The organism is Ectobacillus sp. OTK (genome assembly GCF_059698935.1).
On record NZ_AP048547.1, the window covers coordinates 4,572,377 to 4,587,230 of the forward strand.

Here is a 14,854-nt window from a genome sequence, read left to right on the forward strand (position 1 = left end):
CAGAATAGGCGTAAGAAAAGCGGACGCGGTCCGCCCTGCTCCCGAAGGAGACAGTTCTCCGCATATTGAGGCACTTTTTGCCTCAGCAGGCGGAGATCTTTCCTCACAGGGAGCAGGCCGTGGAAGCTAGACAGCGTCTCTTGAGAAATTTCGTAGATAAAAGACTCCCTCACGCTCATCAGCATCATGATGATTTAGATTTCGTTTTTGACACCGGAACATATAAGACCTGGCCTTGTGATACGTATAAATCATCCAGCTGATTTATACGCGCGAGGTGCTGAAGATTTGTATCGTACCGCTCTGCAATCGATTCGACCGTATCACCCGTTTGTACAAAATACATACGCAGCTTTGTAAACTGCTCTTCCTGATTCTTTCCAAACAATCTTGTTAAATATAATGCATTTTCATCACGGCTAGAATACGCAAACTCTTCCTCTTTGCTCTCTTCAGGAACAGGCTGCTGCTTCGCCTGCTCGGCACGGCCAAACAGTTCAACCTGCATGACCGGCTCTTCCTTGTGCAATTCTTCCTCTAGTACAGGCTCTTTACGCACCTCAAATTCAAAAGGCTCAAAGACATCCTCTTCCTCCTGAACAAAGGCAGGAGCAGCATACTGCTCTTCTAATTCCCCCTGTTCTTCTACTCGTTCCTCTAGCTGCTCCTCTGCAATTGTCTGATCAGCTAATCCATAGATCGCAATATCTGCAAGAAGCTGTAAGCAGCCCTTTTCAGGAAGTTCATAATCAAACATTTCAATCTCTACATATAAATCATCCGCCTGTTTCACACGAGAGCGCGGAATAGAAATCTCTAAAGGAAACGAATGCGATAATTCATTTACTCCATCCTCCCGCACATACACATAATCTACCGTGCGTACAGGAGATAGCTCACGCAATGAGAAGGATGCTTCTTCACTGTCCTGTGGAATATATTCTCCTGTCAGCTGCAATTGCCCTTTCACAACGATTTCATAATCTCTATCCTGTATCATGATATCCGGATCAAGCGCAATGGAAAGTAACTGCTCGACTTCCTGTCCCTTTTGGAACCATACCGTTTCTTTTAAGGAAAAGCTAAGTGATGTTTGGTTATCTGCTGCCACTTCGAGTTCCCCCTCTCAAACGTCTATGACATTACAGGTTTATGTGCAAAATGTATGTTTTATGATAAAGAAAAAAAATGGGGTGAGATTTTTGAGTAAACAAGCGGCGGAAAGCGGGCACAGCTCCCTTGCTCCTGCGGAAGCACAACCTTAGCACAAAATGCACGATTCGGGAAAAGTTGATTCATCGAAGATTTCCATATATTCTCCTGCGTACAAGGCGCTTTTTGCCCTTTGCGCGGGAGGTTATTCTGAAGACAGAAGCGGGACGCGGACTAGAGCTATACGTATCTTTAAACAAAAGGAGCTAACCTAATGCGCCTTCAGCAGACGTTAGGTTAGCTCCTTTTTCTCAACCCTTCAGCTTAGAAAATGCAATTGTCGCTGCTTGAATTGTTTTGTCAATATCCTCATCACTGTGTGTAGTCGATAAGAATAGTCCTTCAAATTGGGACGGAGGAAGGAATACACCCTGCTCGATCATTTCGCGATAATACGCGGAGAAATACTGCAGATTCGATGTTTTTGCTGTTTCGTAATCAACAACTTTTTCATTTGTAAAGAAGAAGCCGACCATTGAACCTACACGGTTAATGCAATGCGGGATATCATATGTTTCAGCCGCTGCTCTCAAGCCGTTCTCTAGCAATTCCGCTTTTCGTTCAAACTCTCGATAAGAGTCTGGCGTTAACTGAATCAATGTTTCGTAGCCTGCTGTCATCGCAAGCGGGTTGCCCGATAATGTTCCTGCCTGATAAATCGGGCCGCTTGGCGCAATGCGCTCCATAATGTCCGCTCTGCCGCCGTACGCTCCGACCGGCAATCCGCCCCCAATTACCTTCCCAAGACATGTAAGATCCGGCGTTACACCAAAGTAGCCTTGACCGCACTGATAACCAACGCGGAAACCTGTCATAACCTCATCAAAAATAAGCAAAGCACCATGATCCTTTGTTATGCTGCGCAGCCCCTCCAAAAAGCCAGGAAGCGGCGGGACAACTCCCATGTTACCAGCTACAGGCTCTACAATTACAGCTGCAATATCATCGCCATATTGCTTAAATGCCACGCGCAAGCTTTCCAAATCATTATATGGAACTGTAATTGTGTTGCTAGCTACCCCCTCGGGCACACCAGGACTGTCCGGCAAACCAAGCGTAGCTACACCTGAGCCGGCTTTAATCAACAAGGAATCCCCATGGCCATGGTAGCAGCCTTCAAATTTTACAATTTTATTTCGGCCTGTATAACCGCGCGCAAGACGCAGCGCACTCATTGTCGCCTCTGTTCCAGAGTTCACCATCCGCACAACTTCTACCGATGGAACACGCTCAATTACAAGCTTTGCAAGCTCACTTTCAATTGCAGTCGGTGCTCCAAAGCTTGTACCCTTTTCGGCAACGCGTTTTAGCGCTTCTACTACCCTGTCGTTTGCATGGCCGTGAATAAGCGGTCCCCATGATAGCACATAGTCAATGTATTCATTGCCATCAAGGTCATATACCTTCGAGCCTTTACCATGCTCCATAAAAATCGGATTCATGCCTACCGATTTAAAGGCCCGCACCGGGCTGTTTACACCTCCGGGCATAAGACGTTTCGCCTCTTGAAAGGCTTCAATTGATTTGTCAAAGCTTCTCATTTGCTAACGTCCCCTTCCTTCAGCCATCTTGCTGCATCCTTTGCAAAATACGTAAGAATTAAATCAGCTCCTGCACGCTTCATGCTAATGAGCTGCTCGAGCACGATTTCACGTTCGTTAATCCAACCGTTTTGCGCAGCTGCTTTGACCATTGCATACTCACCGCTTACGTTATAGGCAACTATCGGCAAGTTAAAATTATTTTTCACATCACGAATAATGTCCAAATAAGAAAGGGCCGGCTTCACCATGAGGAAATCAGCTCCCTCTAACACATCTGATTCCGCCTCACGCAATGCTTCCAAACGGTTAGCTGGATCCATTTGATACGCTTTCCGATCTCCGAACTTCGGTGAACTGTGGGCTGCGTCGCGGAATGGACCGTAGTGAGCAGACGAGAATTTCACAGCATATGACATAATTGGCACATGCGAAAAACCATTCTCATCAAGTGCATGACGAATGGCCGCCACAAATCCATCCATCATATTGGAAGGTGCAATAATATCAGCTCCTGCTTTTGCCTGGCTGACCGCTGTTTTAGCTAGCAGCTCTAATGATTCGTCATTCACGATTACACCATTTTCAATGACTCCGCAATGACCGTGGCTTGTAAATTGACATAAGCATGTATCGGCAATGACAACAAGCTCTGGAAATTGCTCCTTCACCTGAGAGATTGCCTTTTGGACGATTCCATTATCGCAGTATGCAGAAGAGCCAACCTCGTCCTTTTCATTCGGAACACCAAACACGATAATAGACTTGATTCCTAAATCTACTGCTTCTTGTATCTCCTCATTCAGAAGATCTAACGAAAGCTGCTCCACTCCTGGCATAGAAGCAACTGGATTACGCTTGTTTTCTCCTTCTACAACGAAAATTGGATAAATAAAATCCTCTGTATGCAAGTGCGTTTCTCTAACGAGCGCACGCATATTTGCTGTTTGCCGCAGGCGGCGGTGACGCTGAAATTGCAAATGCTTCATCGCTTTCCATCTCCCATTCATTTTCAGTTTCTCTTCCTATTGTATCCCGTTTGCAAAATGTTTCTCTAAGCTTTGCAGTAAGCCTTCGATCGTATATGTATCAGGGACGAGAACAGAAGGAAAATACGCTAGAGCCGCTTGCCCTGTAATTGGCCCTATACAAGCAATTGTACAACGTTTCGTCCATTCTCTCCAATTTGTTTCCTCAAGCAAAGCTGCAAAATGTAAAACAGTCGATGGGCTCGTAAAGGTCAAAACATCTGCCTTTCCAGAGCATAGCACCTCTGTCAACAGATCCTTAGCTGCTTCATTGCGTCTTGTCTCATATACAATAATCTCATCAAGAAGAATATGCTTTGCACGCAGTTCATTCGGAATCACATCTCGCGCTAGATTTCCCTTTGGAAACAACACACGCTCTCCCTGCTGAACAAGCGGCGTGAACTCTTTCGCAAACACCTCAGCTGCGAACTTTTCCGGCATAAAATGCACGTGATAGCCGTGCTCTTCAAGCGCACGTTTTGTTTTTTCTCCGACAGCCGCAAGCTTGACAGAGGCCGGAATTCCACTCATGCCGATTCCTTCAAGAAAAAAACGAACACCGTTCTTGCTTGTAAAGATAATCCAAGCATACTCATCCAGAGGTCTTACTAGCTGCATGACAGAAGGCTCAATCTGCAGTAGCGGTATTTCAATCGGAATACCGCCGCGGCTGCGAACAGCCTCCGCCATTTCCTTCGCTTGTACCTCCGCCCTCATAATTAAAACGGAGATATGAGAAAGAGGAGCAAGAGTACTCATCCTACTCCTGCTCCTTTGATTGCTGCACTAGCTTATCTGCGCCGCGGGCAATTAACAAACGAGCCGCCTCTTCCCCTGCCTGCTGTGGATCTTGACTTGTTACTGTCTCTTTTAAAAGAACTGATCCTTCCTTTGCACCAACGAGAGCTGTAAGCGTAAGCTCGTTTTGTTCATTTATTGTCGCATATCCGCCAATGGGCACTTGGCAGCCGCCCTCAAGCCGATGAAGAAACACACGCTCTGCCGCTACTGTGCGTTCTGTTTTCTCATCGTTAAAGAGCTGCAATGCTTGCAGCAATTCCTCATCATCCGAGCGACATTCAATTGCAAGCGCCCCCTGTCCAACTGCCGGAACGCATGTAACGGGTTCCAAATACTCCGTAATCACATCCTCAGCCCAGCCCATTCGCTTCAGCCCTGCAGCAGCAAGCACGATTGCATCATATTCTTCCTCCTGCAGCTTCTTAAGACGTGTATCAATGTTACCGCGAATCCATTTTATCTGTAAGTCAGGACGGGCAGCTAATAGTTGCGAGCTGCGTCGCAGGCTGCTTGTACCGACAACTGCTCCAGACGGAAGATCTGCAAATGGAACATGCTGCTTGGAAATGATAACATCGCGAGGGTCCTCCCGCTTCGGTACACAACCAATTGTTAACCCATCTGGCAGCACAGCCGGCATGTCCTTCATACTGTGTACAGCCATATCGATTTCCTTATCCAGCATTGCCTGTTCAATTTCTTTTACAAACAAGCCTTTTCCGCCCACCTTCGAGAGCGTCACATCTACAATAACGTCTCCCTTTGTGACAAATTCCTTCACCTCAAATTCAAATGGCAGACCGAGCTGCTTCAATTGCTCAATTACCCAATTGGTTTGTGTTAATGCAAGCTTGCTTCTTCTAGAACCTACAATAATTTTGCGCATACACTTTCTCTCCTACCATTATGAGTACCAAAAATGAAATGATGACAAGCTGCTGAACAAAAAGATATTCATCAGCATAACAAGAAAGGCACCAACATTCCAGTGCGCCACACTTCTTCCTTGCAGTTTATCGGATACTCGTAAATAAATACCGATACAATATACAAACAATACGATAAATGACCCAATTACCTTCGGGTCATACCAATGAAAATGGTCAAGTTTTGCATAAGCCCAAATACATCCCAATAAAAGGGCGAGAAAGAAAAATGGAATAGAAAATAGATTTAATATGTATGATAACGAGTCAAGCTTCGTTAAATTTCCAAGTCTTCTTAAACGGGCATTCCATTTTTTTTGCTTTAGCAGCCGGTATTGCAGTAAATACATGACCGAAAAAATGAAAGAGACTGTAAACGTTGCGTATGACACGAAAGCCATGCCAACATGAACATACAGCAGCTCCGAAACTAATCGATTCGCTAACACGAGAGACGTTCTCCCCATCGGCGTAAAGATGGAAAATGCGCTCACGCCAAATGCAATGACATTTGTAAAAAACACAAGAAAATCAATACGCAGCAGGCGATTAATCATTAGAGATAGTGAAATTAAAAGCCATACATAAAAATAAATGCCTGAAAACAATGTAAGCATTGGGTTGGCATTCGTTTCTACCGTTCTCATCACCATAAATACTGTATGCAACACCCAAACAATGGAAAGTAACCAAAAGGCGGTACGATTTGCCTTTTGGTTACTTTGCAAATAATCTATGAAATATAAGCTCACGCTGCAGGCGTACAAAATAATAGCAACGTGATAAATTATGCTGCCGCCGAGGATGCTCATCCCTTTATCCTCACTAAGCTACACAAGATGCTGAGCAGACAGCGCCCATTTTTGTTCTTGCTTGATCTGCTCTTGTCTGCTTTCCTGCTGCGCAGAGGATGCTACGTTGAAAATTTTCGCAAACAGCTCTAGCTTTTCCTGTGCATCCGGTTCAGCTGCTAGTTCTTTTGCAACTAGAATCGGATCCTTTAGCATCTGGTTAATGATGCTCTTCGTATGCTTATTAATCACCTTGCGCTCTCGTTCTGTCAATGTGGGAATTTTACGTTCGATGCTTTGCATCGTCTCACTTTGAATCGCGAGCGCTTTTTCACGAAGTGCAGAAATAAGAGGCACGACGCCGAGTGTATTCATCCAAGCTTTGAAGATAACAATTTCCTCTTCAAGCATAAGCTGAATTTTTTCTGCTTCCTTCAGACGCTCCTCCATATTTGCTTCTACAACACCTTGCAAATCATCAATATCATATAAAAATACGCTCTCAAGTTCGCTAATGGCTGGATCTAAATCACGAGGAACAGCAATATCAACCATAAAAATGGGACGACCACGTCTTGCTCTTTCTACCTTTGCCATCATATCTCTGGTAACAACATAATGCGCGGCCCCTGTTGAGCTAATTAAAATATCCACTTCCTCTAACACACGCTGCAAATCTGTTAATGGCTTTGCCTGTCCTGCATACTTTTGAGCCATCGATTCCGCCTTCTCAAACGTACGGTTCATAACCGTTACCCTGCCAACGCCGCTTCCGTACAAATTTTGCAAAGCAAGCTCTCCCATTTTTCCTGCTCCAAGAATCAGAACATGACACTCTTGCAGCTCTCCAAAAATCTTCTTTGCGAGCTCTACTGCTGCATAGCTAACAGAAACAGCATTACTGCCAATCGTTGTCTCTGAGTGCGCACGCTTTGCAGTCGTAACTGCTTGCTTAAACAACTCATTGAAAATTGTACCTGTTGTTTTCATAACCTGCGCCTGCAAAAAGCTTGAGCGCACCTGTCCAAGAATTTGTGTTTCTCCAACCACCATCGAATCTAGCCCGCATGACACGCGGAATAAATGTTCAATCGCGCTGTCATCTTCACGAATAAATAAATAAGGAGACACTTCCTCGAGCGGAAGACCAAACCAATCGGATAAAAATTTCTTTACATAATAACGCCCTGTGTGAAGCTGATCAACAACTGCATAAATTTCCGTACGGTTGCATGTTGATATGATCACATTCTCCAGTACACTCTTTTGCTGCTGTAACTGAAGCATAGCCTTTTCTAAGTCTGAATCTTGGAATGACAGCTTTTCACGAATTTCTACAGGGGCCGTACGATAATTCACACCAATAGTAAGAACGTGCATGCTTTGTCCCCCCTTTTCACCCGATTTTTCATCTATTACCTATCATAATACAACTTGACCCGCTTAAACCTGACAAATATGTGAACATTATTTATTTAAAATCTCAATAACATATTTCTGCAAAGCATAACGAAATAAAACATTCTACCTTGTACGTTATCAAAAAATGACAGCATAATCAAGCCATGGAAACTATTCTGTAGAAAAGAGAACTACTTCTGCATAACGTTTATATAACAGCCAGTTATCCATTTACTCACATATACACAAGCTTGTATTTCTCACAAATATTTTTTTCAATTCAAACCTTTTTATTCCATAATTGACACTCCCGCAGCTAAAGCAGTGGGATTCTAAGATCTCGCGCTGTTAGAAGTGAAACAAAATATTCTCCAGAAACTTCCATACTAACAGTAGCAGACAGAAATTTTCCTTTTACATCTTGTGTGTGAACAAATGCAACGAGCCCTAACTTTGGAATACGAACAAAATCATCTTGTTCAACTCGAATCGTTGGACCACTCTTACTATAGTTACACTTTGATGTGTAGGAATGAACTTCATTCTTCTTGCTTTTAAACTTAGGCTTTCCTGTTCGGAAAGTCTGTAAAAAAGGATTTGCAAGAAAAAAACGCGTGATGAATCCATCACACGTTTTCCTCTTCACGTATATGCGTAAATGTATGAATCGCTTTCCAAGCTTCTTCTTTGCCAAGACCTGTTTCGGAAGAAAATAACACAACGATATCTCCCTTTTCAATATCCAGAGTCTCCTTCACAACCTTCAAATGCTTTTGCCATTTTCCCTTGGGAATTTTATCAGCCTTCGTTGCAATTACAATGACAGGAATCTCGTAATGCTTTAAGAAGTCATACATCATAACATCGTCATTTGTAGGGGGATGGCGTAAATCAACAATAAGAACAACTGCCTTAAGCTGCTCTCGTCCAGTAAAATACGTTTCAATCATTTTCCCCCACGTCTCTTTTTCAGACTTAGACACCTTGGCATAGCCATAGCCAGGCACATCCACGAAGTACATGACATCGTTAATAATATAGAAATTTAATGTTTGTGTTTTTCCAGGCTTAGAAGAAATACGCGCTAAGCTTTTTCGGTTGATCATCCTATTAATAAAGGATGATTTTCCTACATTCGAGCGCCCCGCCAAGGCAATTTCCGGAAGATCACCTTCCGGATATTGAGCGGGCTTTACAGCGCTGATGACAATTTCTGACTTTGTTACTTTCATTGCTTCACTCCTACTAACGCATGCTCTAGTACCTCATCAAGATGTGATACAAGTACAAAGGTTAGATTTTCCTTAACACTCTCTGGAATATCATCGAGGTCCTTTTCATTGTCTGCTGGGATAATAACCTTCTTTAGTCCTGCACGGTGCGCGCTCAATGACTTTTCTTTTAAGCCGCCGATCGGCAATACACGTCCGCGAAGCGTAATTTCCCCTGTCATGCCAACCTCTCTGCTGACAGGCTTCCCTGTTAACGCAGAAATAAGTGCGGTTGCCATGGTAATGCCGGCAGACGGCCCGTCCTTCGGCACGGCTCCTTCCGGTACATGGATGTGAATATCGTTTTTCTCGTGGAAATCAGGATCAATATGTAACTCAGCCGCACGGGAACGGATATAACTGAAAGCTGCTTGTGCAGACTCTTTCATAACATCGCCAAGCTTTCCTGTTAAAATCAATTTTCCTTTTCCAGGATAGAGCGACACTTCAATGGCAAGCGTATCTCCACCCGCTGCCGTGTAAGCAAGACCTGTCGCTACACCAACCTGATCCTGCTGCTCTGCTTCTCCATAGCGGAATTTCTTTTTGCCAAGAAGCTCCACCACATTCTTCTCTGTAACAACAATCCGCTTTCTATCTTCTGTAACAAGAATTTTAGCCGCTTTGCGGCAAATCGTTGCGAGCTGACGCTCAAGTGTCCGAACACCGGCCTCGCGTGTGTAATAACGAATAATGTCTAATAGTGCATCTTCTCGAACCTGCAGCTTTCCTTTACTAAGGCCATGCTCCCGCACTTGCTTTGGCAGCAAATGATCGCTTGCGATATGCACTTTTTCCAGCTCCGTATACCCGGCAATCGAGATAACTTCCATCCGATCCAAGAGCGGGCCTGGAATGCTGGAGAGCGTGTTAGCGGTAGCAATGAACATCACCTTTGATAAATTGTACGCCTCTTCAATATAATGATCACTGAAGTTATGGTTTTGTTCCGGATCTAGTACCTCAAGCAAGGCTGCAGATGGATCGCCTCGAAAATCACTTGACATTTTATCAATTTCGTCCAGAAGGAAAACTGGATTGATTGTTTTTGCTTTTTTCATTCCTTGAATGATGCGGCCAGGCATTGCTCCGACATACGTTCTTCGATGACCGCGAATCTCTGACTCATCGCGTACACCGCCAAGGGAAATACGAACAAAATTGCGATTTAATGATCTTGCAATGGAACGAGCAAGCGATGTTTTCCCAACTCCCGGAGGACCAACAAGACAGAGAATAGGTCCTTTTAAGGAGCGTGTGAGCTGTTGTACGGCAAGATACTCTAGTACGCGTTCTTTTACTTTCTCAAGCCCAAAATGATCCTCATCTAAAATCGTTTCAGCACGCTCAATGTCCAAAATATCCTCTGTTGCTTCCGTCCAAGGAAGCGCCAGCAGCCAATCGATATAATTGCGAATAACCCCGCTCTCAGCAGAGCTGCCTGGCAGCTTTTCGTAACGGTCCAGCTCGCGAAGCGCCGCTTGCTTCGTCTCGTTTGGCATACCGGAGCTCTCAATTTTATCCCGCAGCTCCTCAACCTCTCCGCCTTTTCCTTCCTTATCGCCAAGCTCCTTTTGGATTGCCTTCATCTGCTCGCGGAGAAAATACTCTCTTTGTGTCCGTTCCATCGAACGCTTAACACGCTGCCCAATCTTCTTCTCAAGATTTAACAGCTCCTGCTCGTCCTGAATGAAAGCAATCAGTGTCTGCAGACGTTCTTTAATATTAGTAATCGCTAGTATCTCCTGCTTTTCCTTTGTTTTCAACGGAAGATGGGAGGAAATTAAATCAGCTAAACGCCCAGGCTCATCTATATCTGCAACAGTAGCAAATACCTCACTGGAGATTTTCTTGGAGAGCTTGATGTATTCGTCAAACTGATCAAGCAGTGAACGCATCAAAGCCTTTTCCTCCAAATCACCTGCTTCCTCATCCTCTAAAATGCGGACAGCGGCATTCGTAACATCTTCTTCCTCCAAAAGCTCCTGTATTTCTGCCCTATGTAAACCTTCTACAAGCACACGTACCGTATTATTCGGCAGCTTCAGCATTTGCTTTACCTTTGCCAGCGTACCGATTGGATACAAATCATCTTTATGCGGCTCGTCAACATTTACGTCTTTTTGCATTACTAAAAACACAATATTATCGTCTATCGCCGCATTTTCAAGCGCCTGTATCGATTTTTCACGTCCTACATCAAGATGCAGAACCATCGTTGGATACACAAGAATACCTCGCAATGGCAGGAGGGGAACAACTCTTTCATTATCCTTCATGTTGTAATAGCACCTCCGATTTATAAATTCTCTGTTTCATTATTGTATATTACAACAGAACTGTTATGCAATTTCTGAGACACTAAGAAAAGTGGCCACGGCCCTCTTACGGAAGAATGTTCTTGGGCGTACAAGGAGCTTTTTCCAATATAAATACAGGTCTCTCCTCTAAAAAAGGACGTAAAACGAAAAATGGACTTCGCTTAAGCAGCAATGCTTAAACGAAGTCAAACGCAAGTAACCGGCTGGGCAGCCGATTGCTGTTTCTTAAAAAGCGTGCTTCTTTTCCACATAGGCCTGCCCAATTATTTTTCAACCGATTATATAGATTGAATATCCCCCTCATTAAAGGAAGACGGAATAGATTCAATATTTGTCCGCGCAGAGGAAGGAGCCGAAACGATCGCTCGTGCCAGTACTTCCTTCATATGCCGAACTGGTACAATCTCAATGCCTTTAATGGAATATAAAATTGGCTGCATATTTTCAGCAGGAATGAGAACCATTTTGGCTCCTGCTTTTTTCGCCGCTTTAATTTTTGCATACACACCGCCTACCGGCTTCACTTCCCCATGAATGCTCACTTCACCCGTCATTGCTATCTCATTTTTTACGTATACGCCATGTACCGCTGAGTATACACCAACCGCCATTGCAATACCCGCAGATGGACCATCTACCGGTACGCCTCCTGGAAAGTTAATATGTACATCGTATCCTTGCGGAAGCAATTCAAGAGATCGAAGAACCGTTGTGACATTTTCAACGGACCCTTTGGCCATGCTTTTACGGCGAATCGATTTTGTCTGACTTCCAATGCTTTCTTCTTCTACAATTCCCGTAATTGTAAGCGAGCCTTTTCCATCAGTCGGTATCGCTGTCACTTCAATTTCTAAAAGGGCCCCCATATTCGGACCGTATACGGCTAAGCCGTTCACAAGACCGATTCTTGGAATTGGATAAATACGTTTTTCATGCTTCGGTGTGAGTTGACTAGAGTGAATGACCCACTCAATATCTTCATCCTGAATATACGAACGATTTTCGTTAATCGCCATGCCTGCTGCAATTTGCACGAGATTAATGGCCTCCCGACCATTTCGAGCATATTGCCCAATCATAGTCAGCCCTTTCCGTCCAATCTCTAAGTTTACTTTGGATGCCGCATTTAAGGCAACCGCTTCAATCTCCTCTGTATCAAGCTCTCGGAAAAAGACTTCAAGACAGCGGGAACGAATCGCTGGAGGAATTTCCTCTGGCGAACGGGTTGTTGCACCGACGAGACGAAAATCCGCAGGCAAACCATTTTGAAAAATGTCATGAATATATGTAGGAATCATCGTATTTTCTTCGCTATAATACGCACTTTCTAAAAAGACCTTTCGATCCTCAAGCACCTTAAGCATTTTATTCATTTGTACCGGATGCAGTTCTCCGATTTCATCAATAAAGAGGATTCCGCCGTGCGCATCAGTTACTGCTCCCTTTTTCGGCTGCGGAATTCCCGCCTGCCCCATTGCTCCTGCTCCCTGATAAATCGGGTCATGCACCGAACCAATAAGCGGATCTGCAATCCCTCTTTCATCAAATCGTGCTGTTGTTGCATCAAGCTCAACAAAAACAGCGGCTGCACGAAATGGAGATTTCGCATTTTTTTTCGCTTCCTCTAGCACAAGTCTGGCAGCAGCCGTTTTACCAACCCCCGGCGGTCCATATATAATGACGTGCTGTGGATTCGGACCGCAAAGCGCTGCTTTTAGCGCCTTAATGCCATCCTCTTGACCAATAATATCAGCAAACGAAGATGGTCTCACTCGTTCGGCAAGCGGCTCTGTCAAGGAAACCATCCTCATTTTCCGCAGCTGCTCCATCTCTTTTCTTGACTCTTTATCAATTGAAATCTTTTGCGTGCGCTGACTTCTAAGCAAATGCCAAAAGTAGAGACCGACAATTACACCTAGCGCCAACTGAATGAGCAAAATAATGTTCGTCCAGCTCATCACAATCCCTCCCAAAGCCTACTATTTTCTTTTAGTATCTCCGAGTAGGGTGTGAGATAAACATAAGAAGAAACAGCAATTGCGGACAATTGCTGTTTCTTCTCTATACGTTACGCTGATGTTTTTGTACCTTGCTCTAATATCGTGCCATCATGAAGCACAAGCTTTGGCGGCGCTCCGTCGGCAACTGTTTCTTGTGAAATAATACATTTCTCAATATCATCGCGGGATGGAAGTTCAAACATCACATCAAGCATAATGCCTTCAATGATGGAACGCAATCCGCGCGCACCCGTTTTACGCTCAATTGCTTTTTTAGCAATTTCAAGCAGGGCTCCTTCTTCAAACTCCAATTCTACATCATCGAGTTCTAGAAGCTTTTGATATTGCTTTACAAGCGCATTCTTTGGCTTTGTCAAAATTTCAACAAGTGCATCTTCATCTAACTGCTCTAGGTTCGCAATTACTGGAAGACGGCCGATAAATTCCGGAATTAAACCAAACTTCAGCAAATCCTCCGGAAGTACATGCGATAGAATTTTTTCGTCATCCACTTGTTTTTTTGCCGTACCGGACTCAAAGCCAATCACCTTTTTGCCCAAGCGGCGCTTGATGATTTGCTCAATGCCGTCAAATGCTCCACCGCAAATAAAGAGAATATTCGTTGTGTCAATTTGAATAAACTCCTGATGCGGGTGCTTGCGGCCTCCCTGCGGCGGAACGCTGGCAACCGTACCTTCCAAAATTTTCAAAAGCGCCTGCTGCACGCCCTCTCCCGATACATCACGTGTAATCGAAGGATTTTCAGACTTGCGGGCTACCTTATCAATCTCGTCTATGTAGATAATACCTTTTTCTGCTTTCTCTACATCGTAATCAGCCGCCTGAATCAGCTTTAACAAGATGTTTTCTACATCTTCTCCGACATAGCCGGCCTCCGTTAAAGAAGTTGCATCAGCAATTGCAAATGGAACGTTCAAAATACGCGCCAAGGTTTGCGCCAATAACGTTTTACCGCTTCCTGTCGGTCCAATTAGGGCGATATTGCTTTTGGACAATTCAACATCATCGATCTTGCTGTTAGAGTTAATACGTTTATAGTGGTTGTATACTGCAACTGCCAAAGCTTTTTTTGCCTTATTTTGTCCGATTACATATTCATCCAAAATCTCACGAATTTCCGTTGGTTTTGGAACGTCCTTGAATTCTACTTCATCGTCCTTAGATAGCTCCTCCTGAACAATTTCAGTACAAAGCTCAATACACTCATCGCAAATATAAACTCCTGGTCCTGCTACAAGCTTACGCACTTGCGTTTGCGTTTTACCGCAAAAAGAACATTTTAATTGCCCTTTTTCATCATTAAATTTAAACATACCTTCACACCCCTTAAAAAGTGCTAGAAACAGTACCCACTATATGTAGAATGAAATTACTACCGTATGTAAATACATATTATGTCACTATGTGCTTAGAAATACAAATTATATGGTTTCATATGTACAGGGCAAATTTTGACAACCTTTAAAAAATATATATTCTGCGTCACCTAAGCGTTTTCCTGCTGCCCCGAAAAAATGATTATAGGCAAAAGCAGACAT

11 protein-coding genes are annotated in these 14,854 nt (G+C 44.0%); all 11 read right to left on the reverse strand.

The features are described from left to right. Positions 1-184: 184 nt before the first annotated feature. The gene (gene spoVID / locus AC6HZ4_RS22670) at positions 185-1,111 is read right to left on the reverse strand and encodes a stage VI sporulation protein D (protein WP_497492074.1); all 927 of its coding nucleotides are present in this window, start codon (positions 1,109-1,111) and stop codon (positions 185-187) included. A gap of 352 nt (positions 1,112-1,463) precedes the next feature. Beyond that, complete coding sequence (gene hemL / locus AC6HZ4_RS22675) at positions 1,464-2,753, reverse strand: glutamate-1-semialdehyde 2,1-aminomutase (RefSeq protein ID WP_497492075.1); 1,290 nt, start codon at positions 2,751-2,753, stop codon at positions 1,464-1,466. Then, positions 2,750-3,742 carry a porphobilinogen synthase gene (gene hemB, locus AC6HZ4_RS22680; protein WP_497495812.1) on the reverse strand — a complete coding sequence of 331 codons (993 nt, stop codon included), beginning with the start codon at positions 3,740-3,742 and terminating at the stop codon, positions 2,750-2,752. The genes hemL and hemB overlap by 4 nt, the downstream gene beginning before the upstream one ends. 36 nt (positions 3,743-3,778) lie before the next feature. Next, a complete protein-coding gene (locus AC6HZ4_RS22685; RefSeq protein WP_497492076.1) occupies positions 3,779-4,543 on the reverse strand; it encodes a uroporphyrinogen-III synthase in 765 nt (254 codons plus the stop codon). 1 nt (position 4,544) lies between these two features. Further along, positions 4,545-5,471 (reverse strand): hydroxymethylbilane synthase, encoded by a 927-nt coding sequence (gene hemC, locus AC6HZ4_RS22690; protein ID WP_497492077.1) that lies wholly within the window; start codon positions 5,469-5,471, stop codon positions 4,545-4,547. Positions 5,472-5,489: 18 nt separating this feature from the next. Next, on the reverse strand, positions 5,490-6,323 hold the full coding sequence (locus tag AC6HZ4_RS22695; protein ID WP_497492078.1) for a cytochrome C assembly family protein: 834 nt from the start codon (positions 6,321-6,323) through the stop codon (positions 5,490-5,492). Positions 6,324-6,341: 18 nt separating this feature from the next. Beyond that, positions 6,342-7,682 (reverse strand): glutamyl-tRNA reductase, encoded by a 1,341-nt coding sequence (gene hemA / locus AC6HZ4_RS22700; protein WP_497492079.1) that lies wholly within the window; start codon positions 7,680-7,682, stop codon positions 6,342-6,344. Positions 7,683-8,329: 647 nt separating this feature from the next. Next, positions 8,330-8,935: a ribosome biogenesis GTP-binding protein YihA/YsxC gene (gene yihA, locus AC6HZ4_RS22705; RefSeq protein ID WP_497492081.1), complete on the reverse strand. Its 606-nt coding sequence runs from the start codon at positions 8,933-8,935 to the stop codon at positions 8,330-8,332. Continuing rightward, positions 8,932-11,253, reverse strand: coding sequence for an endopeptidase La (gene lon, locus AC6HZ4_RS22710; RefSeq protein ID WP_497492082.1), 2,322 nt, complete (start codon positions 11,251-11,253; stop codon positions 8,932-8,934). Before lon ends, yihA begins: the two co-directional genes overlap by 4 nt. A 320-nt stretch (positions 11,254-11,573) precedes the next feature. Further along, positions 11,574-13,253 carry an ATP-dependent protease LonB gene (gene lonB / locus AC6HZ4_RS22715; protein WP_497492083.1) on the reverse strand — a complete coding sequence of 560 codons (1,680 nt, stop codon included), beginning with the start codon at positions 13,251-13,253 and terminating at the stop codon, positions 11,574-11,576. A gap of 110 nt (positions 13,254-13,363) precedes the next feature. Then, on the reverse strand, positions 13,364-14,629 hold the full coding sequence (gene clpX / locus AC6HZ4_RS22720; RefSeq protein ID WP_497492085.1) for an ATP-dependent protease ATP-binding subunit ClpX: 1,266 nt from the start codon (positions 14,627-14,629) through the stop codon (positions 13,364-13,366). Positions 14,630-14,854: the final 225 nt, after the last annotated feature.

Excerpts from the sequence above, each read along its gene's own strand:
- lon (WP_497492082.1), bottom strand. The coding sequence starts at position 11,253 with ATGAAGGATAATGAAAGAGTTGTTCCCCTCCTGCCATTGCGAGGTATT.
- yihA (WP_497492081.1), bottom strand. The coding sequence starts at position 8,935 with ATGAAAGTAACAAAGTCAGAAATTGTCATCAGCGCTGTAAAGCCCGCT.
- hemA (WP_497492079.1), bottom strand. The coding sequence starts at position 7,682 with ATGCACGTTCTTACTATTGGTGTGAATTATCGTACGGCCCCTGTAGAA.
- hemB (WP_497495812.1), bottom strand. The coding sequence starts at position 3,742 with ATGAAGCATTTGCAATTTCAGCGTCACCGCCGCCTGCGGCAAACAGCA.
- clpX (WP_497492085.1), bottom strand. The coding sequence starts at position 14,629 with ATGTTTAAATTTAATGATGAAAAAGGGCAATTAAAATGTTCTTTTTGC.
- lonB (WP_497492083.1), bottom strand. The coding sequence starts at position 13,253 with ATGAGCTGGACGAACATTATTTTGCTCATTCAGTTGGCGCTAGGTGTA.
- AC6HZ4_RS22685 (WP_497492076.1), bottom strand. The coding sequence starts at position 4,543 with ATGAGTACTCTTGCTCCTCTTTCTCATATCTCCGTTTTAATTATGAGG.
- hemL (WP_497492075.1), bottom strand. The coding sequence starts at position 2,753 with ATGAGAAGCTTTGACAAATCAATTGAAGCCTTTCAAGAGGCGAAACGT.
- AC6HZ4_RS22695 (WP_497492078.1), bottom strand. The coding sequence starts at position 6,323 with ATGAGCATCCTCGGCGGCAGCATAATTTATCACGTTGCTATTATTTTG.
- hemC (WP_497492077.1), bottom strand. The coding sequence starts at position 5,471 with ATGCGCAAAATTATTGTAGGTTCTAGAAGAAGCAAGCTTGCATTAACA.